Source organism: Streptomyces sp. NPDC045678 (assembly GCF_056432085.1).
Map to the genome: position 1 here is coordinate 687,430 of NZ_JBWKJS010000002.1, position 20,011 is coordinate 707,440.

The following is a 20,011-nucleotide window of genomic DNA, read 5'->3' on the forward strand; positions in this document are numbered from 1 at the left end:
CCTCCGCAACTGTCCATGACACAACGTCAGTTGTTCATGAACTCGCAAGACTGGCCGGCGTCATGGCCGGATCGAGCTGACGATGTCGGCGGTGGCCGTGAGTCCGTCGTGGATGGTCGGCGCCATGCTCGTACTCGCCAGGTAGAAGCCGAGGAGCCCGCAGACGACGGCGTGCGACACCTTCAGCGCCCCGTTGCGCAGAAAGACCACCGCAAGGATCACCAGCAGCAGCACGACAGAGATCGAAACAGCCATGGGAAGTACCTCCTCCGCCACGTGGAACCGCGGCTTCCGGCCGTCAGTCTGGCGTAGCGGAGGGAGCGTCCGGGCGTCTGACCTGTGCTCCGAACGGGTGTTACTTGCGCGAGGGTTGATCCTCGAAGATCATCCGCGGTGTGCGTCGAGGAACGCTTCGAGCCCCGCGAGGTCATCGGTGTTGAGGTGGTCCACACCGGCGGCGAGCAGCTCGCTCCAGACCGCTTCGCGCTGCGGACCCGGCAGGTCGGGCGTGGCCCAGAAGCGCACGCGCTGCCGGCGCGCGTGGGCGGCGGAGACGATGCCGCGTAGCTTGTCGCGTTCGGCCGGGGGTATGGGGCCCACGCCCTGCCAGCTGAAGTTGAGGGACCAGTTGTCGCTGATCAGCGGGATGAGCGAGGCGGGCGCGGGGCCACCGAGATCGGCGAGCCGCCCGTCGTAGAAGGCATGGCGAACCCGCTGGGCCTCCATCGGCCCGCGCGCCGCCCGGTCCCCGGAGACGACGGCGGTGACGGCGCCGCGACGCACCTTCCCGTGGCTGTAGGACGTGAAGAGGCGCCGATAGGGCCGCAGATGGCGGTGGAGCTCGGCGTACGTCGACGCGCCCTCGGTCTTGATGTCGATGAGCAGCTGGAAGGGGGTGCGGTGATGCCCCCGGTACACGGACCCGTGCTGGGCGCGCACCCGGGCGGCCAGGGGCTTCAGGTAGAGCGACTCCAGGGTGCGGGTGGGGTCGAGGTCCACCGGGTCGTGGGCGACGAGCAGCTGCCCGTCGACGAGGTAGATGTCGGCCTCGACGCTGCCGAAGCGGTGGTCGAGCGCGTCGAGGAGGGGCCGGGGGTGTTCGTAGTCGTTGTGGGCGTGGGCGCGGATCAGGGGCCGTGGGTGGTGGCCGCCTCCGGTCGCGTGCGCGTAGGCGGGCATCGCGACGCCGCCGGCGAGGGCGGCTCCGAAGGTGGTGAGGGCTCTGCGACGGGTGGTGAGGGCCATGTCTGTCTCCCGGGGGCGAGTGGATTGCGGGCGGCCGCCCACGTCGGCGGGCGGGACCTCAGTGAGTATGAGGCCGCGCCCACGCCGGGAAACCTGCCCTGACCGGGAGTTGGCGCCATCGACTCCGGGTGTTCACGGCCGGGCCGTGAACACCTCCGGGTCGGCGTTGACCGGACCGTGCCGGCCGACGCACATCAGCCTCAGGTCGGGGCAGTGGGCGAGGGTGCGCTCGGTGAGGGGCGGCGGCCACGCGCCGGGGCCTGCTCGCCGACCACATCGAGTTCACCCGCGACGGCTTCTGCTCGTGCCGCGCGGCTGAGCCCTCAGCGGGGCGCCCGGCCCGCCAGTTCGTCCCAGTGCGCCGTGCGGTCGCACCACCGCTCCAGGAGTACGCGGTCGTGGCCGACGGCGAGGAGTCCCGCGCCGTGCTCGGCGCGGTACTCCTCCACGACGTGGACGAGTGCCGCCGTCGTCGACGCGTCGAGCATCGCCGTCATCTCGTCGCAGATCAGCCAGCGGGGGCGGAGCACCAGGGCGCGGGCCAGGCAGGCCCGTTGGAGCTGGCCGTCGCTGACCTCGTGCGGGCGGCGGCCCAGGAGGTCCCTGCCGAGCCCGACCCGGGCGGCGAGCTCCGGGACCGTGGCGGCCGCTTCGGTACCGCGGCCCACGGCGCGCAGGGGCTCCGCGATGAGGGCGGTGAGGGTCAGGCGGGGGTCGGCGGAGAGCCGCGGCTGCTGGAAGACGACGCCGAAGGCGGTGCGCAGCTCGCGGGGTGCGCGGTGGCGCCAGCCGCGGGCCGTCTCGCCGTCGATGACGACCTGCCCGGCGTCGGGGCGGTGCAGGAGCGCGGCGACCCGCGCCAGTGTGGACTTGCCGCAGCCGCTGGGGCCGAGAAGGCCGACGGACTCGCCGGGCGCGAGGGTGAGGCTCACGTCGCGGACGACGGGGGCGCGCCGGTCGTATCCGGCGGTGATGGAGCGCAGTTCAAGCACGGGGGGCCTCCAGCACGTCCGCGTGGGGGTGGTGGCAGGCGGCGCCGATGGTGAGCGCGGGCAGCGCGCCGCACGCGTCGTCGGCCCGGTCGCAGCGTGCCGCGAAAGCGCATCCCGCCGGGAGCGCGGAGAGTTCGGGCGGCATGCCGGGGACGGGGGTGAAGGCGCGCTCCGGCAGGGCGTTCAGGAGTCCGCGGGCGTAGGGGTGTCGGGGGCCGGGCGTGCCGAAGAACGCGTCCGCGTCGGTGAGTTCGACGACGCGACTCGCGTACATCACGGCGACCCGGTCGGCGATGCGCTCGGCGGCGGCGAGGTCGTGGGTGATGAGGAGCAGCGCGCGGTCGTCGCCGACGTGCCGGCGCAGCTCGTCGACGGTGCGGTCGACCAGGTCGCGGTCGAGGCCGGTGGTGGGCTCGTCGGCGAGGAGGAGCGGCGCGTCGCCGATGAGGGCGAGCGCGGTGGCGGCGCGCTGGGCGAGGCCGCCGGACAGTTCGTGCGGGTAGCGGTCGAGGTGGCCCAGGGGGAACGCGGCGCGTTCGGCGGCCGCTTCGGCGGCGGCCCTCAGCTGCGGCTTCCGTACGCCCGCGAGTTCGCGGAGGGTCTCCTCCAGCTGGGAGCGGACGGTGCGGACCGGCGTCAGGTGGGCGGCGGGGCTCTGCGGTACGAGGCCGACGCGGCGCCCGCGCACGGTGCGGGCCAGCGTGCGTTCGTTGGCGGTGAGCAGGTCGACGGGGGCCGCCCCATCGGGCCCTCCGATCAGCGCGGACCCGGCGGTCTCCGCGTTCTGCGGGAGCAGGCCGAGGAGCGCGGAGGCGAGCACGGACTTGCCGCAGCCGCTCTCGCCGACCAGGGCCAGGCACTCCCCCGCCGCGAGGTCGAAGGTGGCGTCGGTGACGGCGGAGACGTAGGTGCCGCCGCGCATGCGGAAGCGTACGGAGAGACCGTTCACGGACAGGACGGGGACCGTCACAGCATGAGCTCCGATCGGCGCCGGGGGTTGATCCGTTCCCGCCAGGCGCCCGCGAGGCCCGCGATCGCCAGGGTGGGCACGATGATGAACAGGCCGGGGAACAGCGTCGGCCACCAGTCGCCCGCGAGGAGCGAGCCGCGGGCGCTCTGCACGAGCGTGCCGAGGCTGGCCTGGTGCGAGGGGAGGCCGAGGCCGAGGAAGGACAGCGCGGACTCGTGCCAGATGGCGTGCGGCACCATCAGGACGGCGGCGAGTCCGGCCTGCGGCAGGACGCCGGGCAGCAGGTGCCGCACGGCGACGCGCAGCCGCGAGGCGCCGCCGGAGATCGCCGCGTCGACGTAGGGCCGCGAGCGCAGCGACAGGACCTCGGCGCGCACGATGCGGGCCGTGGACAGCCAGTGGGTGAGCGCCACGGAGACGACGACCGGCCAGACGCCGGGCCGGAACATCGCGACGATGAAGATGCCGAGCAGCAGGTGCGGCACGGACGCGAAGACGTCGACGAGCCGCATCACGAGCCGGTCCGCCCAGCCTCCGGAGGCGGCCGCCAGCGCGCCCACCGCCGTGCCGATGACGGTGGCGACGACCGCCGCGACGACACCGACGAGGAGCGAGACCCGAAGCCCGTACACGCAGCGCAGCAGGAGGTCACGGCCGACGTCGTCGGTGCCGAAGGGATGCGACAGCGACGGTGGTTGAAGCTTGGAGGCGAGGTCGACGGCCTGCTCGTCGAGGTGGACGAGGGGCGGTACGAGAAGGACGGCGAGGACGACCGCGGCGACGAGCACCGCGGAGGTGCGCACCCGCCACGCGCGCGTGGAGCGGCGCACGCCGCCCCGGTCGCGCCACACGATGTCGGCGTTCTCAGCCGTCTTGGCCGTACGTGCCGTCTCAGCCGTCTCAGTGATCTCAGCCATCGAATCCCACCCTCGGATCGGCGAGGCCGTACAGGAGGTCGGCCACGAGGTTGCCCAGGAGGACCGCGGCGGTGGCGAGCGCGGTCAGCGCGGCGAGCAGCGGGAAGTCCACGGAGGTCGCGGCCTGCACGGTGGCCGCCGCGATGCCGGGCCAGCTGAAGACGGTCTCCACCAGGAGTGCTCCGGTGATCAGTTCGGGCACGCGCGAGCCGATGAGCGTGAGGACGGGCAGCATGCCCGAGCGCAGCGCGTGACCGAGGAGCACGGTCCGTTCGGCGAGGCCACGCGCGCGTGCCCCGCGCACGGGGTCGTCGCCCAGGGCGTCGCCGACCCCCTGGCGCACGTACAGGACGAACCACGGCAGCTGCGAGATCGCGAGCACGGCGGCGGGCAGCACCAGGTGGCTCGCGACCTGTCCCGCCGTCACGGTCGAGCTGGCCGTGTCGGTGAGTCCGCCGGAGGGCAGGACGCCCAGTTTCAGCGCGAACAGCCAGACGGCGAGCAGGCCGAGCCAGAAGGGCGGCGCGGCTTCGAGGGTGTACGCGAGGGACGTCACGGCGCGGTCGAGCCAGCCGCCGGGCCTGCGGGCCGCGAGCACGCCGAGTGCGGTGCCGAGGAGGATGGCGACGACGAACGCGGTCGCGGCGAGCAGCACGGACCAGCCGATGCGTTCGCCGATGGCGTCCGCGACGGGCTGCCTGAGGGTGCTGGAGTCCCCGAAGTCGCCGGTGAGCGCCGAGGTCAGCCAGTCCCACCAGCGGGCGGTCAGCGGGCGGTCGACGCCGAGGTTGGCGCGCAGCTGGTCGAGGTTCTCCTGCGAGGCGGTGAGCCCTGCCGTGCCCGCGTACGCCTTGACGGGGTCGAAGGGCGACGCGGCGGCGATGGCGAAGACCCCGAAGGTGACGAGCAGCAGCACGGGCACGGCGAACAGGGCCCGCCGGCCCACGAGGCGCGCCATCGGCCCCCAGGGGAGGCGACGGCGCGTCGCCTCCCCTGCGGCTTTGGATATCGCCGGTGTCACTTCTTCGGCTGCCAGTCCTCGACGTTCCACCAGGGCCCGGAGGCGAGGCCGTGGTCGTGCGGCTCGACCTGGGTGCTCAGGTCGCCGAACTTCTTGTCGACGACGTAGAGGTGGTCGATGTGCGTGAGGAACGTGTAGCCGGGGTTCTTCACGAGTTCGCGCTGGATCGTGTCGTACGCGGCCTGGCGCTTCGCGTGGTCGCCGCTCTTGCGGGCCTCCTCCAGGGCCTTGTCGACCTCGGGGTTGTCGTAGTGCGCCATGTTGTTGAAGCCGTCACCGGCGAGGGAGGACTTCAGGAGCGTGTACTGGTCGAAGTCTGGGTCGGCCGGGGAGCCGCCGCCGGCGAGGACCGCGTCCTTGGGCATGCGGGGCTCGATGACCTCCCACGTGCCGGACTGCACCTCGACCTTGATGCCGATCTTCTTGGCGTCGGAGGCGTAGGCGAGGGCGTGGTCCTGGCGGAGCTTGTCGCCGGAGAGGTACCAGAGCGGGAACTCCGCCCGGACGCCGTCCTTCTCGCGGATGCCGTCCTTGCCGGGCTTCCATCCGGCGTCGTCGAGGATCTTCTTCGCCTTGTCCGCGTCGAACTTGCGCTCGGTGCCCTTGGTGAACCAGGGGCTGTCGGTCGGGACGGGCCCGTAGGCCTCCTTGCCCTCGCCGTACAGGATCGAGTCGACCATGGCCTTGCGGTTCACGCCGGTGTCGAGGGCGCGGCGGATGTCGGTGTCGCCCGCGACCTTGTTGCCGGTGGGCAGGGTCACCACGCGGTAGTCGAAGGTCTTCGCGGCGTAGGTGTTCTTGCCGCTGTCGCTCTTGTACTTCTTGGCGAGGTTGGGCGGCAGGATCGCGCCGTCGAGCTCACCGGCGTCGAGCCGGGTGGCGCGGATGTCGTCGTCCTTGATGATCGCCATGGTGAAGTTCTTGACCTTCGGTGCCCCGCCCCAGTAGTCGGGGTTGGCCTTGAAGGTCAGCTTCTCGCCCTTGGACCACTTGACCAGCTTGTACGGTCCGGTGCCGACCGGCTCGGTGGTGAAGGTGCCGGTGTTCACGTCCTGTTTGGCCGCGATGTGCTCGGGGGCGATGGGCAGGACGGTGCGCTCGGCGAACGGTGCGTAGGGGTACTTGAGGTGGAAGACGACGGTGTCGTCGCCCTTGGCCTCGACGTTCTTGACGGCGTCCAGCTCGGTCTTGGACGCGTTGTTCGTCTTCTTGTCGAGGATCGTCTCGTAGGTGAAGACGACGTCCTTCGCGGAGAAGGGCTTGCCGTCGCTGAACTTGACGCCCTTGCGGAGCTTGTACGTGTAGGTCTTGCCGTCGTCGGCGACCTTGGGCAGCTCGGCCGCGAGGGCGGGCTTGAGCTTCATGTCGGCGTCGTGCGTGAGCAGCCCGTCGAAGATCTTCGAGTTGCCGTCCTTGCCGTAGCCGAGGAGCGGGCTGAGGGTCTCGGGTTCGTAGGCGATGCCGACGACCGCGGAGTCCTTCGCGTCGCTGCCGCCGTCGCCCGGCGCCGAGCAGGCGGAGGCGGCGACCGCTATCGCGGCCGCCGTCGCCGTCGCGCCTGCGCCCCGTATCGATCGGGCCCTCATGCTCCACACCCCTACTGAAGATCAAGTGTTGTTGCGAACGGGTCGCAATTATGCCTTACGTAATGGCGGCGTAAAACGCGCAGCCCGCACCTGGTAGGTGCGGGCTGCATGAAAATACGGGGGTGGGGTGTCGGGTGCGCTGTCGGCCGCTCGGGGGAGGATCGTCAGGGCGCCTGGAGGTCGACCAGGCCCGCCAGCGCCTCGCGGTGCCTGCCCGCCGTGCCGTAGGCGGTGGAGTCCGCCTTGGCGCGCTTCAGGTACAGGTGGACGGGGTGCTCCCAGGTCATGCCGATGCCGCCGTGCAGCTGAAGTGCCTCCTCGGCGGCGTGCACCGCCACGGGGGCGGCGTAGGCCTGGGCGAGGGCGGCCGCCACGTCCGCGTCGGCGCTGTCCGTGGCGAGCGCGTCCGCGGCGTTGCGTGCCGCCGCGCGGGTGTTCACGACCTCCAGCCACAGCTCGGCAAGACGGTGCTTGAGCGCCTGGAAGGAGCCCACGGGCCGGTTGAACTGGTGCCGCTCCTTCGTATACCTGACCGTCTCCGTCAGGCACCACTCGGCGAGCCCGAGCTGTTCCGAGGCCAGCAGCGCGGCACCGGCCCGCAGGCCGCGCCGTACCGCCGCGTCGGCGTCCGGGGTGAGCTCGCGCGCGGCGGCCGCCTCGAAGGTCACCGTGGCGAGCGGCCGGGTCAGGTCGAGGGAGGTCCGCGGGGTGACGGTGACGCCGTCCTGCGCCGTGTGGACCGCGTGGAGCGCGCCGTCGGCGGGGACGAGCAGCACGTCGGCGCCGGCCGCGTCCGCGATGCCGGTCAACTCGCCGTGCAGGGCACCCGCTTCATGACGTACGCCCGGGAAGGGAGCTCCGGGAGCGGTCGCGAGACCCACCGCGAGCGCGCCCACCGTGCGTCCGGCGGCGAGCGCCGCGAGGAGTTCGGTGGCCTCGCCGCCCGAGCAGGCGAGGAGCGCCTCGGTGGCGACGACGGCGCTGGTGAGGTAGGGCACGGGCGCGACCGCGCGGCCCAACTCCTCCAGGACGACGGCCGCTTCGCGGTGCGTGGCGCCCTGGCCGCCCAGCTCTTCGGGGACGAGGAGCCCGGCGAGGCCCATGCCGTCGGTGAGCGCCTTCCACAGGGCGCGGTCGTGCGGTCCGTCGGCGGCCGGGGATTCGGCGCGGGCGAGGACGGTGGCGGCGTCGCACCGGTCGGCGAGCAGGCCCCGCACGGCCTGACGCAGCGCCTCTTCCTCTTCGGAGTACAGCAGGTCGCTCATCGCGCGAGGTCCTTCCAGGCGACGTCCTTGTCGGTGCGCGGCTCGGCGGGCAGGCCCAGGACGCGCTCGGCGACGATGTTCAGCAGGACCTCGCTGGTCCCGCCCTCGATGCTGTTGCCCTTGGACCGCAGGTAGCGGTAGCCCGCGTCGCGGCCCGTGAAGTCGACCAGTTCGGGCCTGCGCATCGTCCAGTCGTCGTACAGCAGGCCCTCCTCGCCGAGGAGTTCCACTTCCAGGCCGCTGATCTCCTGGTTGAGGCGGGCGAAGCCGAGCTTCATGCCGGAGCCCTCGGGTCCCGGCTGCCCCGCGACGAGCTGCTGGCGCAGCCGCTCGCCGGTGATCCTGGCGACCTCCGCGTCGACCCAGAGCTTCAGGAGTCGCTGATGGAGGTCGTGGGTGCGCAGGTCGGGGCGGTCGCGCCAGGCCTTCGCGACGAGGCCGATCATGCCGCCCTCGCGCGGGATGCGCATGCCGCCGATGGAGACGCGCTCGTTCATGAGGGTGGTCTGGGCGACCTTCCAGCCGTCGCCGACCTCGCCGAGCCGGTGCGCGTCGGGGATGCGCACGTCGGTGAGGAACACCTCGTTGAACTCGGCCTCACCGGTGATCTGGCGCAGCGGCCGCACCTCGACGCCGGGGTCGGTCATGTCGCACACGAAGTACGTGATGCCCCGGTGCTTGGGCACGTCCGGGTCGGTGCGGGCGATCAGGATGGCCCAGCGCGCGGTGTGGGCGCTGGACGTCCACACCTTCTGGCCGTTCACCACCCAGTCGCCGCTCTCGCCGTCGCGGACGGCGCGCGTGCCGAGCGCCGCGAGGTCGGAGCCCGCGCCCGGCTCGCTGAAGAGCTGGCACCACACTTCGTCGCCGGTCCACAGCGGGCGCAGGAAGCGCTGCTTCTGCTCCTCGGTGCCGAAGCCGAGGACGGTCGGCGCCGCCATGCCGAGGCCGATGCCGATGCGGCGCGGGTCGTTGTCGGGCGCGCCCGCGGCCTCCAGTTCGGCGTCCACGACGGCCTGGAGGGAGCGCGGCGCGCCGAGGCCGCCGAGGCCCTCGGGGTAGTGAACCCAGGCGAGCCCGGCGTCGAAGCGGGCCTTCAGGAAGTCGGCGCGGTCCGTCGTGGCGGGCGGGTGCGCTTCGAGCAACGCACTTGTACGGGTGCGCAGTTCGTCGGCGTCGATCACGCGGCACCTCCGTGCGGCAGGACGACCACGCGGCCGGTGGTGACGCCGTCGGCGACGCGCTGCACGGCGGAAGCGCCGTCGGCCATCGGCACGCGCTCGCTCACCAGCGGCTTGATGGCGCCCTTGGCGGCGAGCTCGGTGAGTTCCTCGTGGCAGCGCAGGATGGAGCGCGGATCCTTGGTCTTGTAGAGGCCCCAGTGCAGGCCCACGATCGAGTAGTTCTTCACGAGGGCGTGGTTGAGCGCGGGGGTGGGGATGCCGCCGCTGGCGAAGCCGATGACGACGATGCGCCCTTCGAAGGCCACGCACTTCGCGGACTTCGTGTACGCGTCCCCGCCCACCGGGTCGTAGATCACGTCGGCGCCGCGCCCGCCGGTCGCTTCCTTGACGGCGCCGATCACGTCGTCCGAGCGCCGGTCGAGGACCAGGTCACAGCCCAGCTCGCGCGCGACCCGCGCCTTCTCCGCGCCGCCGACGACGCCGATGACCTTGGCGCCCGCCGCCTTGCCGAGCTGCACCGCGGCGCTGCCCACGCCGCCGGCGGCCGCGTGCACAAGCAGCGTCTCGCCCTCCTGGAGGTGCGCGCGGCGGTGCAGGGCGAACCAGCCGGTCTGGTAGCCGATGTGGAGCGCGGCGGCCTCCGCGTCGTCGAGCGCGTCGGGGGCGGGCAGCAGCCCGACGGCGTCCGCGACGGCGTACTCGGCGAGACCTCCGTACGGCAGCACGGAGTTGGCGATCACGCGCCGCCCGTCCTCCGTCTCACCGCAGACCTCCACGCCGGGCGTGAACGGCAGCGGCGGCCTGACCTGGTACTGCCCCCGGCAGAGCAGCGCGTCCGGGAAGTTGATGTTCGCGGCGCGGACCTTCAGCAGCACCTGCCCCTCTTCGAGCGCGGGGCGTGCCACCTCGGCCAGGCGCATCACCTCGCCCGGCTCGCCGTTCTCGTGCACTTGCCATGCCTGCATGCGGGGCCTCCACGGGGCTGTCGTAGACCGTGCTCATCCGCATACTAAGCGGTCGCTTGCCCTCAAGGGAACAGCCCTGGACAGCCTCCGCAGCTCCGTCAGTCCGCCTCACCCTTGCGGGTGGGCCGCGCGCGTACGTGCATGCGCTCTCCCTGCGGCCCGAAGAGGCTGATGAACTCCGCGCCGCCCTCGCTCGTCGCCCCGAACCAGTGCGGCACCCGGGTGTCGAACTCCGCGGCCTCCCCCGGTCCGAGCACCACGTCGTGGTCACCGAGGATCAGGCGCAGCCTGCCGGAGAGCACGTACAGCCACTCGTAGCCCTCGTGCGTCTGTGGGTCCGGGGCGGCCGAGGTGCGGGCGGGCTCGACCACTTTGTACGCCTGGAGGCCGCCGGGCTGGCGGGTGAGCGGCAGCATGGTGCGGCCGTGCCGGACGATCGGCTTGGCCCGCACGCGCGGGTCGCCGACCGGCGGAGCGCCGACCAGCTCGTCCAGGGGGACCTGGTGGGCGCGGGCGATCGGCAGGAGCAGTTCGAGGCTGGGCTTGCGGTGTCCGGACTCCAGCCGGGACAGGGTACTGACGGAGATGCCGGTGGCCGCGGAGAGGCCGGCGAGGGTGGCGCCGCGCTCCTTGCGGATGCGGCGGAGCCGGGGACCCACCTCGGTGAGGACCTGATCCATGGCTTCCGGTTCCCCGGCGTCACCTTCCCGGCCGTGGCCGGCGCGCTTTTCACTCATGCCGCCATCATGCCAGTTGTTGCGATAACGGCAAGGCCGCTTGTCGATATGGCACCGCCGGGGCCATGGTGCGAGTGGAGGTGGTCACGGTGACCGAGAACGCACAGGACAGGCGGAACCGGATGGGGAACGGGCAGGTCTACGACGTGGTGGTCGTCGGAGGAGGGACGGCGGGGCTGAGCGCCGCGCTCGTGCTCGGCCGCTCCCGTCGGCGGGTCCTCGTGGTCGACGCGGGCGAACAGCGCAACGCGCCCGCCGCGCACATGCAGGGCTACCTGTCACGGGACGGCATGCCGCCCGCCGAGTTCCTCGCCGAGGGGCGGCGGGAGCTGGCGCGGTACGGGGTGGAGGTCGCGCACGACCGCGTGTCGGCCGTCCGGCCGGACGGCACCGGGGAGTTCGGGGTCGCCCTGGCGGACGCCGGGGAGGTGCACGCGCGCCGGGTCGTCATGGCGACGGGCCTCGTCGACGAACTGCCCGATGTGCCGGGCGTCGCCGAGCGCTGGGGCCGTGACGTGCTGCACTGCCCGTACTGCCACGGCTGGGAGGTGCGGGACGAGCCCTTCGGCGTCCTCGCTTCCGAACCCTTCAACAGCCACCAGGCCCTGCTCGTCACCCAGTGGTCCAAGGACGTGACCCTGTTCCTGCACACCGTGCGGGAGCTGCCGGACGAGGAGTGGGAGCGCCTGGCCGCCGCCGGTGTGCAGGTCGTGGAGGGCGAGGTCGCGGGTCTCGCCGTCGAGGACGACCGGCTGACGGGCGTGCGGCTCGCCGACGGCCGCGTCTTCCCCCGCCCGGTGCTGTTCGTCGCCGCGAAGCCGGTGGCCCGCGGCGGTCTCCTGGCCGACCTCGGCGCCGAGCACAAGGACACCCCCTTCGGTCCGTACCCCAAGGTCGACGAGACCGGCCGCACCAGCGTTCCCGGCATCTGGGCGGTGGGCAACGCCGCGAGCCCCATGGAGCAGGTGGTCAACGCGGCGAGCGCGGGCTACCGCGCCGGCTCGACGATCAACGCGGACCTCGTCATGACGGACCTCGACGTGGAGGTGGCCCGGCGCCGGGCGGGGGTCTTCACGCCTCGCGCGGAGGCGGAGGTGGCGCGCGTGGCGGCCGGTGCCCGCACCCACGAACTCACCCCACTCGCCACGGACTAGGGCCCGTGTCGGAAGCCCCGCCCGGGCGCGACGATTCCGTGTTCAGCAGGATCCACTGGTCGTCCGGCACGTTCGCGGGCGCAGGGGCGGGGACCGGGCGCGACTCCTCGCGCCAGTCGGAGCCCACGGCCTCCGTCGCGACCCCGCGCCAGAACCGGGCGGCCCCCGCGTTGGCGGGCTGGAACGCGATCGCCCAGGCTCCCGGCCGGGAGCGCAGCAGGTGGAGGGCCGCCTGTCGGCCGACACCACGTCTGCGCAGCGCCCGTACGACGAAGAACGCGGAGATCGAGGTCGCGCCCTCGGCCGTCGTGCGGGTCAGGACGAAGCCGGCGGGCACGGAACCGTACTGGATCAGCAGGGCCGACCGCCCCGGCTCGTCGAAGAACAGCGGCAGCCTGCCGAACGAGAACGTCCCGTCGGACGCCGGGAGATGGCCGAGGAACTCCGACATGTCGTGCCGGTAGAGCTGGGCCAACCGCTCGACCACGGGGCGGAGTTCGGGTCCGGCCGGGACGAGGACGGTTCGAGCCGGCTCTTCTGCGCTGACCATTTCCGTGTCGACCATGGCGGGATTCTCGCACCGCAGTCCGACGGCCCCTTGGTCAGGGCGCGTTCGTGAAGGAGCGGCGGTACGAGCGCGGCGGCACGCCCCGGCGGCGTACGAACTGTTCGCGCAGGACGGCCGCGCTCCCGTAGCCCACGCGGCGGGCGATCTCCTCGACCGGCAGGTCCGTGGTCTCCAGGAGTTCCTCCGCGCTGCTCAGGCGCAGGCTCCGCAGCCAGGCGTGCGGCGTGGTGCCGGTCGCGGCGGTGAAACGGCGGGCGAAGGAGCGTTTGCTCATGACGGCGCGCCGGGCCAGTTCGGCGACGGGCAGCGGCTCGTGGAGGTTCTCCCGGGCCCAGGCGAGCACGTCGGACAACCGGTCGTCGCGGCAGTTCTCGGGGACGGGAGCGGCCAGGTACTGCGCCTGCCCTCCGTCGCGGTGCGAGGGCAGTACGACGTCGCGGGCGACGGCGTTGGCCAGCGCGGCGCCGTGCTCCCGCCGCAGCAGATGCAGACAGAGGTCAAAGCCCGCCGCGGCGCCCGCGCCGGTGATGACGCGTCCTTCGTCGATGTAGAGGGCGTCGGGTTCGACGGTGATGTCCGGGTGGCGCTGTGCGAGCAGTCCGGCGAACCGCCAGTGCGTGGTGGCCCGTCGGCCGGCGAGCAGCCCCGCGGCGGCGAGCGCGAAGGCACCCACACAGTGGGCGGCGACGAGTGCCCCGCGTTCGTGCGCCGCCGTCAGCGCGTCGAGCACGGCGGGCGCGGGCGGCGTACGGAAGTCGGCCCAGGGCAGGGCGATCACGAGGTCGGCGGCGGCCAGCCGGTCCAGGCCCTGCGTGATGGTCAGCGGTACGCCGAGGTCGGTGGGGACCGGGCCCGGCCGGTCGGTGCAGAGGGCGAGGTCGAAGCCGGGCACGGCCTCGCCGTGCGGGCCGAACACCTCGGTGACGATGCCGACGGCGAGCATGCCGACGCCGGGCGGGGTGTAGGCGGCGACGGTCCTGAAGGGCACCGAGGAGGACGCGGGCGGCGAGGTGGGCACGCGCGCAGTCTGGCACGGCTGCCACGGCTGGCACGGCTCACACGGCTCACACGGCTCACGCGGCTCATGCGGCTCATGCGGCTCACGCAGCTCATGCGGCTCACACGGCTGGCAGCAATCCTGCGATCAGCGGCAGATGTGCCACTCGTGGACGTCCTTCCCGCCCGGAAGGATCAGAGCCATGACAGACGCACCGCTCGGCCGCAGCGCCGCACACACGATCCTGACCACCGGTTACGTCGGCTCCACCGGCCCCGGAGTGGCCGCCACCGTCTCCTACATATCCGACGGCGACCGCCATGTGATCTTCGACCCGGGCATGGTTCCGAGCCCCGACAGCATCCTCGCCCCGCTCGCGGCGGCGGGGCTCGGCCCCGACGACATCACCGACGTGGTCCTCAGCCACCACCACCCGGACAACACCATGAACGTGGGCCTGTTCCGGCGGGCCACCGTGCACGACCACAAGGTGGAGTACCGCGGTGACCAGTGGCGGAACCGGGACGCGGAGGGCTACGAACTCACCCCGTCGCTACGGCTGATCAGGACTCCGGGCCACAGCACGGAGGACATCACGCTGCTCGCCGGCACCGCATCGGGCGTGGTCGCCTTCGCCGGTGACCTGTGGTGGCACGCGGACGGCCCGGCGGACGACCCGGTGGCCCCCGACCGCGCGGTGCTGCGCGCCTCACGGCTGCGGGTGATCGGCGTCGCGGACCTGATCGTTCCCGGTCACGGAGGCCCGTTCCGGCCGGACGGCACCACGCCTCGCTAGCCGGGCGGAATCTCGCCTCGCCCGACGGACGGCCTCTCACCTCGCCGGACACACGGCCTCTCACCTCGCCAGCCGCACGGCGTCTCGCCTCGCCGGACGGGTGGGGTCTCCCCTCCGCTCCCTAGCCCAACCAGGTCACATCTGCGCCCAACCCTTACCCCGTCGGTGCGTCCCCACGGCCGGTGCGCGCCGCTCGGACGATGTTGGGTGCCGGTGTGCGTGCCGGTGGTGACTCCGGCACCGGACAGGGACCAGAGCGAGGGAGCGCACGATGCCGGAACTGTTCGTCGACGGGGAGTGGACGGGGGCCGTCGAAGGGGCGCGGCGGGACGTGATCAATCCGTTCGACGCGTCCGTCGTGCAGCAGGTCGACGACGCCTCAGAGGCGGACGTCGACCTCGCCGTGCGGGCGGCGCGCCGCGCCTTCGACCGCGGCGACTGGTCGGCGGCGCCCACCCGGGAGCGGGCCGACGTGCTCCTGAAGGTGTCGCGGTTCCTGCTGCGGGACCAGGAGGAGATCGCCCACGTCGAGTCGCTCGACACGGGCAAGACGCTCGCCGAGGCCCGGATCGACGTCGAGGACGTCTCGAACGCGTTCCGCTACTTCGCGGAGATCGCCGACAAGGACGGCGGCCGGGTCGTGGATGTCGGCCCGGACGTGCTCAGCCGCGTCACGTACCACCCCATCGGGGTCTGCGCCCTGATCGCGCCGTGGAACTACCCGCTGCTCCAGGCCTCCTGGAAGGTCGCGCCCGCTCTGGTCGCGGGCAACACCTTCGTCCTCAAGCCCAGTGAGACCACGCCGCTCTCCACCATCCACATGATCCGGCTGATCGCCGAGGCGGGCGCTCCCGCCGGAGTCGCGAACCTGGTGCTCGGCCCGGGCAGCACCGTCGGCGCGGCCATGTCCGCGCACCCCGAGGTGGACCTGGTCTCCTTCACCGGCGGTCTGGCCACCGGGCGCCGGATCATGGAGGCGTGCGCGCCGGGTGTGAAGAACCTGGCCCTGGAGCTCGGCGGCAAGAATCCCAACGTGGTCTTCGCCGACTGCAACTTCGAGACCGCCGTCGACCACGCGCTGGAAGCATCGTTCCTGCACTCGGGTCAGGTCTGCTCGGCGGGCTCCCGGCTGCTCGTGGAGGACTCCCTGCACGACCGGTTCGTTGAGCGCCTCGCCGCCCGTGCACAGGCCATCCGGCTGGGCAACGGCCTCGACCCGGAGACCGAGAGCGGTCCGCTGAGCTCCGCGGAGCACCGGGAGAAGGTCGAGGGCTATCTGGAGGTCGCCCGCGAGGAGGGAGCCCGGCTGGTGTGCGGCGGCCGTCGGCCCGACGACCCCGAGCTGTCGCGCGGCTTCTTCCTGCTGCCCACGATCTACGCCGACTGCGACCGCTCCATGCGCATCGTGCAGGAGGAGGTCTTCGGCCCGGTCGTCACCGTGGAGCGCTTCCGCTCCGAGGACGAGGCCGTGGAGCTGGCCAACGACACGCGCTACGGCCTGGCGGGCGGCATCTGGACGAACGACGCGAGCCGCGCCCAGCGCGTCGCGGCCCGGCTGCGGCACGGCACGGTCTGGATCAACGACTTCCACCCCTACGTCCCGCAGGCGGAGTGGGGCGGCTTCGGCCGTTCCGGTTTCGGCCGGGAGCTCGGGCCGACGGGCCTGCGCGAGTACCAGGAGGCCAAGCACATCTACCAGAACCTCAGGCCGGGCCCCTCCGGCTGGTTCAAGGGCTGAACGGACTCAGAGCTCCACACGGACGACAGGGAAGGCGGCGGCATGGCCGACGAAACCACGACTTACGACTACCTGATCATCGGCGGCGGTACGGCGGGCTCCGTACTGGCCGCCCGGCTGAGCGAGGACCCGGCGTCCCGGGTCTGTGTGGTGGAGGGCGGGCCCAGCGACGTCGGCGACGACCGGATCCTGAAGCTCCGCAACTGGATCAACCTGCTCGGCGGTGAGTTCGACTACGGCTACACCACCGAGGAGCAGCCGCGCGGCAACTCCCACATCCTGCACTCCCGGGCCCGTGTGCTGGGCGGCTGTTCGTCGCACAACACCCTGATCAGTTTCCTGCCGTTCCCGCAGGACCTCGACGAGTGGGTGGCGAGCGGCTGCGACGGCTGGGGGCCGGAGACGATCCTGCCGTACCGGCAGCGGCTGCAGAACACGATCGTGCCCGTCGGCGCCGCCGACCGTAACCCGATCGCCCAGGACTTCGTGACGGCGGCGACCAGCCGGCTCGGCGTCCCGGTCGTCGAGGACTTCAACGCCCGCCCGTTCACCGACGGCGCCGGTTTCTTCTCCCTCGCGTACGACCCGCAGACCAACAACCGCTCGTCCGCGTCGGTCGCGTATCTGCACCCCATCATGGACCGCCCGAACCTGACGCTCCGTCTGGAGACGTGGGCGTACCGGCTGCTGCGCGACGAGGAGGGCCGCTTCACCCGCGTGCAGGTCCGCAACCCCGACGGCTCGGTGTCGACGCTGGAGGCCGAGGCGGAGGTCCTGCTCTGCGCCGGCGCCATCGACACGCCCCGGCTCCTGATGCTCTCCGGGATCGGCCCCGCCGACCAGCTGCGCGACCTCGGCATCGAGGTCCGCGCGGATCTGCCGGGGATCGGGGAGAACCTCCTCGACCACCCCGAGTCGGTGATGGTGTGGGAGACGAGCGGGCCGCTGCCGCCCAACTCGGCCATGGACTCCGACGCGGGGCTCTTCCTGCGCCGCGACGCGGCGGGCGGGCCGCGCCCCGACCTGATGTTCCACTTCTACCAAGTGCCGTTCACCGTCAATACGGAACGTCTCGGCTATCCCGTTCCCGAGCACGGGGTCTGCATGACGCCGAACGTGCCGCGGGCCCGCTCCATCGGCCGCATGTGGCTGCGCAGCGCCGACCCGAGCGTCAAACCGGCCCTGGACTTCCGCTACTTCACGGATCCGGAGGGGCACGACGAGCGCACGATCGTCGACGGTCTGCGCATCGCGCGCGAGGTCGCCGCGACGGCCCCGCTCAGCGACTGGTTGCTGCGCGAGGTCGCCCCGGGCCCGGACGTGCAGTCGGACGCGGACCTGTCGGAGTACGGTCGGCGGGCCGCGCACACCGTCTATCACCCGGCGGGGACCTGCCGGATGGGCGCCGAGGACGACCCGATGGCCGTCGTCGACCCGCAGCTGCGGCTGCGCGGACACGACGGGCTGCGCATCGTGGACGCGTCCATCTTCCCGACCATGCCGACCATCAACCCGATGGTCACGGTGCTCCTCGCCGCCGAACGCGCCGCGGACCTCATCATGGCCAGGCCCGCCCCCGGGGCCTCGGGAACGGAAGGGGCCGGCCAGTGACCGCTCCAGGCACCCCGGACGGCACCGCGGACGCGGCCCCCGGGGAAGCGAAGTCCGAGTTCCGCAAGGAGATGGGACCGTGGGCGAACTTCGCCCTCGGCTTCACCTACCTCTCCCCCGTGGTGAGCACGTACACCCTCTTCGGCACGGCCCTCGCCGACGGCGGCCCGCCGATGATCTGGGCGTTCGTCATGGCGGGGTGCGGGCAGTTCCTCGTCGCGCTGGTCTTCGGCGAGGTCGTCGCGCAGTACCCGGTCGCGGGCGGCGTCTACCCGTGGGCGCGGCGGCTGTGGGGTGTGCGCTGGGCGTGGATGACCGGCTGGGTCTACATGTGGGCGCTGCTCGTCACCATCACGAGCGTCGCGTACGGCGCGGGACCCTACATCGCGATCCTGCTCGGCTTCCGTCCGACGGTGCACACCACGGTGCTGTGCACGATCGCGCTGATCGTGATCTCCGTGCTCATCAACTACGCGGGGACGAAGGCGCTTTCGTGGGCGGCACTCATCGGGTTCAGTGCGGAGCTGCTCGGCGCGCTCGTCGTCGGCATCATCCTGCTGACCACGCACCGCTTCCACGGCCTCGGCGTCCTCTTCGACGACTACGGCGCGGCCGGTGACGGCTCCTACCTGCCCGTCTTCCTCGGCGCCGCGATCATCGGCTTCTACCAGTACTACGGCTTCGAGGCCTGCGGAGACGTCGCCGAGGAGGTCAAGCACCCCGGCAAGGTCATCCCGAAGGCGATGCGCCGCACCATCTACGTCGGCGGGGCGGCGGCGACGTTCACCTGTCTGACGCTGCTCCTCGCCGTGGTCGACTACCGCGCCGTGATCTCGGGGAAGGACCCGGACCCGGTGGTCAGGGTCCTCTTCGACGCCCTGGGCGAGGCGGGCGCGCGTACGGTCATGGCCGTCGTCCTCATCTCCTTCCTGTCCTGCACGATCAGCTTGCAGGCCGCTGCCGGGCGGCTGATCTACTCGTACGCCCGCGACGAGATGATCATCGGCCACCGGCTGCTGCGGAAGTTCTCGGCGGCGCGCGCCGTCCCGCCGTACGCGCTGCTCATCGCGGCGGTCGTGCCCGCGCTGATCGCCGTCGGGTCGCTCATCTCGGAGGACGCCCTGACGAAGATCGTGTCCTTCGCGATCCTCGGCATCTACGCGTCCTTCCAGATGGTCGTCCTCGCCGCCCTGCGGGCCCGCCTGAAGGGGTGGAAGCCGAGCGGTGAGTACCGGCTGGGACGGTGGGGCCTGTTGGTCAACTTCGGGGCGCTCGCGTACGGGATCTTCGCCATCGTCAACATCGCCTGGCCCCGCACGCCCGAGGCGCCCTGGTACGACAACTGGATCGTGCTGCTGAGCGGCGGCGTCGTGGTGGCCGCGGGCCTGGTGTACATGTTCACGACGCGCCACTACGGACGCAGCGACGCCCCGGCGGACAACGCGGTGCCCGACGAGGCGGACACCGCGTGACCGCGTGACTATCGGAGGTGGACGAGGAGCGCGTCGAGTGCCTTGGTGAGGGACTCGGCGTTGCCCGCGTCGAACCAGGTGGTGCGGATGCGCTCGTTGCTTCCGCCGGGTGTCTCGTGGTCACCCGCCAACTGCTCCGGCGAGCGCGACTCGTCGCCAAGGGCCCGTCCCACGCCCTGGAAGAGACTGCGGACGTAACGGTCGGCCTCCTGGGCGGGAATGCCCTGCCGAGCGGCCCATTCGGTGAGGGTCGCCAGGTACGCGTAGTGGGAGCTCAGCGTGCCCGTCAGCGTGGAGAACACGGCGAATGCCGCCTCATCGGCGACCGGCAGCGCGCCGCCGAGCCCGTCGAAGAAGGCGTCGACGACCGGATGGGACGGAAAGGTCACGGTCACGGACCGGCGCTCGCGCACGGCGGGCAACGGGATGGCGCGCACCACGGGGGCGGCGGTGCCGAACAGGTCGCGCACCTCGTCGACGCCGACGCCCGCCAGGACGCTGAGCACGACCTTGTCACCCGCGACCCGGATTCCTTCGAGTGCCTCGGTGCGGTCCTGGGGGCGGACGGCGAGGATCACCAACTCGGCGCGGTCGGCGACCTCCTGGTTGTCCGCGCACACCCGTACGTTCGGATACCGGCGGGACAGCTCGGCGGCCGTGCGGGCCCCTCGTGGCGAGAGGTGGATCTCCGGCGGTTCCTGGGCGCCGTCGCACAAGCCGTCGACCATGGCCCGGCCGATCTCGCCCACCCCGATGATCCCGATGCGGTTCACCACTGTTCTCCCCTGTCGTG

At 72.2% G+C, this 20,011-nt stretch carries 19 protein-coding genes; 5 read left to right on the forward strand and 14 right to left on the reverse strand.

What is annotated here, in order from left to right; translation table 11 throughout:
• Window positions 1–60 precede the first annotated feature (60 nt).
• The 11 genes from AC07DO_RS09530 to AC07DO_RS09580 form a co-directional block, all read right to left on the reverse strand.
• On the reverse strand, window positions 61–255 hold the full coding sequence (locus tag AC07DO_RS09530) for a hypothetical protein (RefSeq protein WP_150164565.1): 195 nt from the start codon (window positions 253–255) through the stop codon (window positions 61–63).
• 129 nt (window positions 256–384) lie between these two features.
• The gene (locus tag AC07DO_RS09535) at window positions 385–1,245 is read right to left on the reverse strand and encodes a phosphatidylinositol-specific phospholipase C/glycerophosphodiester phosphodiesterase family protein (RefSeq protein ID WP_479058144.1); all 861 of its coding nucleotides are present in this window, start codon (window positions 1,243–1,245) and stop codon (window positions 385–387) included.
• A 323-nt stretch (window positions 1,246–1,568) separates the two neighbouring features.
• On the reverse strand, window positions 1,569–2,237 hold the full coding sequence (locus AC07DO_RS09540) for an ABC transporter ATP-binding protein (RefSeq protein ID WP_479058146.1): 669 nt from the start codon (window positions 2,235–2,237) through the stop codon (window positions 1,569–1,571).
• On the reverse strand, window positions 2,230–3,159 hold the full coding sequence (locus AC07DO_RS09545) for an ABC transporter ATP-binding protein (protein WP_479058577.1): 930 nt from the start codon (window positions 3,157–3,159) through the stop codon (window positions 2,230–2,232). The genes AC07DO_RS09540 and AC07DO_RS09545 overlap by 8 nt, the downstream gene beginning before the upstream one ends.
• A 44-nt stretch (window positions 3,160–3,203) precedes the next feature.
• Window positions 3,204–4,124, reverse strand: a complete 921-nt coding sequence (locus AC07DO_RS09550) for an ABC transporter permease (protein WP_479058147.1) — start codon at window positions 4,122–4,124, stop codon at window positions 3,204–3,206.
• Entirely contained in the window at window positions 4,117–5,082 is a 966-nt protein-coding gene (locus AC07DO_RS09555; RefSeq protein ID WP_479058148.1) for an ABC transporter permease, read from the reverse strand. Before AC07DO_RS09555 ends, AC07DO_RS09550 begins: the two co-directional genes overlap by 8 nt.
• Before the next feature lie 59 nt (window positions 5,083–5,141).
• A complete protein-coding gene (locus AC07DO_RS09560) occupies window positions 5,142–6,731 on the reverse strand; it encodes an ABC transporter substrate-binding protein (RefSeq protein ID WP_479058150.1) in 1,590 nt (529 codons plus the stop codon).
• A 164-nt stretch (window positions 6,732–6,895) separates the two neighbouring features.
• Window positions 6,896–7,996, reverse strand: coding sequence for an acyl-CoA dehydrogenase family protein (locus AC07DO_RS09565; RefSeq protein ID WP_479058151.1), 1,101 nt, complete (start codon window positions 7,994–7,996; stop codon window positions 6,896–6,898).
• Window positions 7,993–9,180, reverse strand: coding sequence for an acyl-CoA dehydrogenase family protein (locus AC07DO_RS09570; RefSeq protein WP_479058153.1), 1,188 nt, complete (start codon window positions 9,178–9,180; stop codon window positions 7,993–7,995). The genes AC07DO_RS09565 and AC07DO_RS09570 overlap by 4 nt, the downstream gene beginning before the upstream one ends.
• On the reverse strand, window positions 9,177–10,145 hold the full coding sequence (locus AC07DO_RS09575; protein ID WP_479058155.1) for an NADPH:quinone oxidoreductase family protein: 969 nt from the start codon (window positions 10,143–10,145) through the stop codon (window positions 9,177–9,179). Before AC07DO_RS09575 ends, AC07DO_RS09570 begins: the two co-directional genes overlap by 4 nt.
• Before the next feature lie 98 nt (window positions 10,146–10,243).
• Window positions 10,244–10,882 carry a helix-turn-helix domain-containing protein gene (locus AC07DO_RS09580; protein ID WP_479058156.1) on the reverse strand — a complete coding sequence of 213 codons (639 nt, stop codon included), beginning with the start codon at window positions 10,880–10,882 and terminating at the stop codon, window positions 10,244–10,246.
• A 122-nt stretch (window positions 10,883–11,004) separates the two neighbouring features.
• Between AC07DO_RS09580 and AC07DO_RS09585 the strand changes: the two genes are divergently transcribed.
• Window positions 11,005–12,036, forward strand: coding sequence for an NAD(P)/FAD-dependent oxidoreductase (locus AC07DO_RS09585; protein ID WP_479058578.1), 1,032 nt, complete (start codon window positions 11,005–11,007; stop codon window positions 12,034–12,036).
• Here the strand turns inward: AC07DO_RS09585 and AC07DO_RS09590 are convergent.
• Window positions 12,014–12,601, reverse strand: a complete 588-nt coding sequence (locus tag AC07DO_RS09590; RefSeq protein WP_479058157.1) for a GNAT family N-acetyltransferase — start codon at window positions 12,599–12,601, stop codon at window positions 12,014–12,016. The genes AC07DO_RS09585 and AC07DO_RS09590 overlap by 23 nt on opposite strands.
• Window positions 12,602–12,638: 37 nt before the next feature.
• The gene (locus AC07DO_RS09595; RefSeq protein ID WP_479058580.1) at window positions 12,639–13,547 is read right to left on the reverse strand and encodes a GlxA family transcriptional regulator; all 909 of its coding nucleotides are present in this window, start codon (window positions 13,545–13,547) and stop codon (window positions 12,639–12,641) included.
• A 256-nt stretch (window positions 13,548–13,803) separates the two neighbouring features.
• On the opposite strand from AC07DO_RS09595, the gene AC07DO_RS09600 reads away from it, so the two are divergent.
• The 4 genes from AC07DO_RS09600 to AC07DO_RS09615 all read left to right on the forward strand — a co-directional run bounded on the left by AC07DO_RS09600 (window position 13,804) and on the right by AC07DO_RS09615 (window position 19,218).
• Entirely contained in the window at window positions 13,804–14,397 is a 594-nt protein-coding gene (locus AC07DO_RS09600; protein WP_479058159.1) for an MBL fold metallo-hydrolase, read from the forward strand.
• 271 nt (window positions 14,398–14,668) lie between these two features.
• The gene (locus AC07DO_RS09605) at window positions 14,669–16,135 is read left to right on the forward strand and encodes an aldehyde dehydrogenase family protein (protein ID WP_479058161.1); all 1,467 of its coding nucleotides are present in this window, start codon (window positions 14,669–14,671) and stop codon (window positions 16,133–16,135) included.
• Between the two features lie 42 nt (window positions 16,136–16,177).
• Window positions 16,178–17,746, forward strand: a complete 1,569-nt coding sequence (locus tag AC07DO_RS09610; RefSeq protein WP_479058162.1) for a GMC family oxidoreductase — start codon at window positions 16,178–16,180, stop codon at window positions 17,744–17,746.
• On the forward strand, window positions 17,743–19,218 hold the full coding sequence (locus AC07DO_RS09615; RefSeq protein ID WP_479058163.1) for an APC family permease: 1,476 nt from the start codon (window positions 17,743–17,745) through the stop codon (window positions 19,216–19,218). The genes AC07DO_RS09610 and AC07DO_RS09615 overlap by 4 nt, the downstream gene beginning before the upstream one ends.
• 8 nt (window positions 19,219–19,226) lie before the next feature.
• Here the strand turns inward: AC07DO_RS09615 and AC07DO_RS09620 are convergent, their stop codons facing one another.
• Window positions 19,227–19,991 carry an NAD(P)-binding domain-containing protein gene (locus AC07DO_RS09620; protein WP_479058164.1) on the reverse strand — a complete coding sequence of 255 codons (765 nt, stop codon included), beginning with the start codon at window positions 19,989–19,991 and terminating at the stop codon, window positions 19,227–19,229.
• Window positions 19,992–20,011 lie beyond the last annotated feature (20 nt).

Excerpts from the sequence above, each read along its gene's own strand:
- AC07DO_RS09530 (WP_150164565.1), bottom strand. The coding sequence starts at position 255 with ATGGCTGTTTCGATCTCTGTCGTGCTGCTGCTGGTGATCCTTGCGGTG.
- AC07DO_RS09610 (WP_479058162.1), top strand. The coding sequence starts at position 16,178 with ATGGCCGACGAAACCACGACTTACGACTACCTGATCATCGGCGGCGGT.
- AC07DO_RS09585 (WP_479058578.1), top strand. The coding sequence starts at position 11,005 with ATGGGGAACGGGCAGGTCTACGACGTGGTGGTCGTCGGAGGAGGGACG.
- AC07DO_RS09595 (WP_479058580.1), bottom strand. The coding sequence starts at position 13,547 with ATGCTCGCCGTCGGCATCGTCACCGAGGTGTTCGGCCCGCACGGCGAG.
- AC07DO_RS09565 (WP_479058151.1), bottom strand. The coding sequence starts at position 7,996 with ATGAGCGACCTGCTGTACTCCGAAGAGGAAGAGGCGCTGCGTCAGGCC.
- AC07DO_RS09555 (WP_479058148.1), bottom strand. The coding sequence starts at position 5,082 with ATGGCGCGCCTCGTGGGCCGGCGGGCCCTGTTCGCCGTGCCCGTGCTG.
- AC07DO_RS09600 (WP_479058159.1), top strand. The coding sequence starts at position 13,804 with ATGACAGACGCACCGCTCGGCCGCAGCGCCGCACACACGATCCTGACC.
- AC07DO_RS09535 (WP_479058144.1), bottom strand. The coding sequence starts at position 1,245 with ATGGCCCTCACCACCCGTCGCAGAGCCCTCACCACCTTCGGAGCCGCC.
- AC07DO_RS09605 (WP_479058161.1), top strand. The coding sequence starts at position 14,669 with ATGCCGGAACTGTTCGTCGACGGGGAGTGGACGGGGGCCGTCGAAGGG.
- AC07DO_RS09580 (WP_479058156.1), bottom strand. The coding sequence starts at position 10,882 with ATGAGTGAAAAGCGCGCCGGCCACGGCCGGGAAGGTGACGCCGGGGAA.
- AC07DO_RS09545 (WP_479058577.1), bottom strand. The coding sequence starts at position 3,159 with ATGCGCGGCGGCACCTACGTCTCCGCCGTCACCGACGCCACCTTCGAC.
- AC07DO_RS09560 (WP_479058150.1), bottom strand. The coding sequence starts at position 6,731 with ATGAGGGCCCGATCGATACGGGGCGCAGGCGCGACGGCGACGGCGGCC.
- AC07DO_RS09575 (WP_479058155.1), bottom strand. The coding sequence starts at position 10,145 with ATGCAGGCATGGCAAGTGCACGAGAACGGCGAGCCGGGCGAGGTGATG.
- AC07DO_RS09590 (WP_479058157.1), bottom strand. The coding sequence starts at position 12,601 with ATGGTCGACACGGAAATGGTCAGCGCAGAAGAGCCGGCTCGAACCGTC.
- AC07DO_RS09550 (WP_479058147.1), bottom strand. The coding sequence starts at position 4,124 with ATGGCTGAGATCACTGAGACGGCTGAGACGGCACGTACGGCCAAGACG.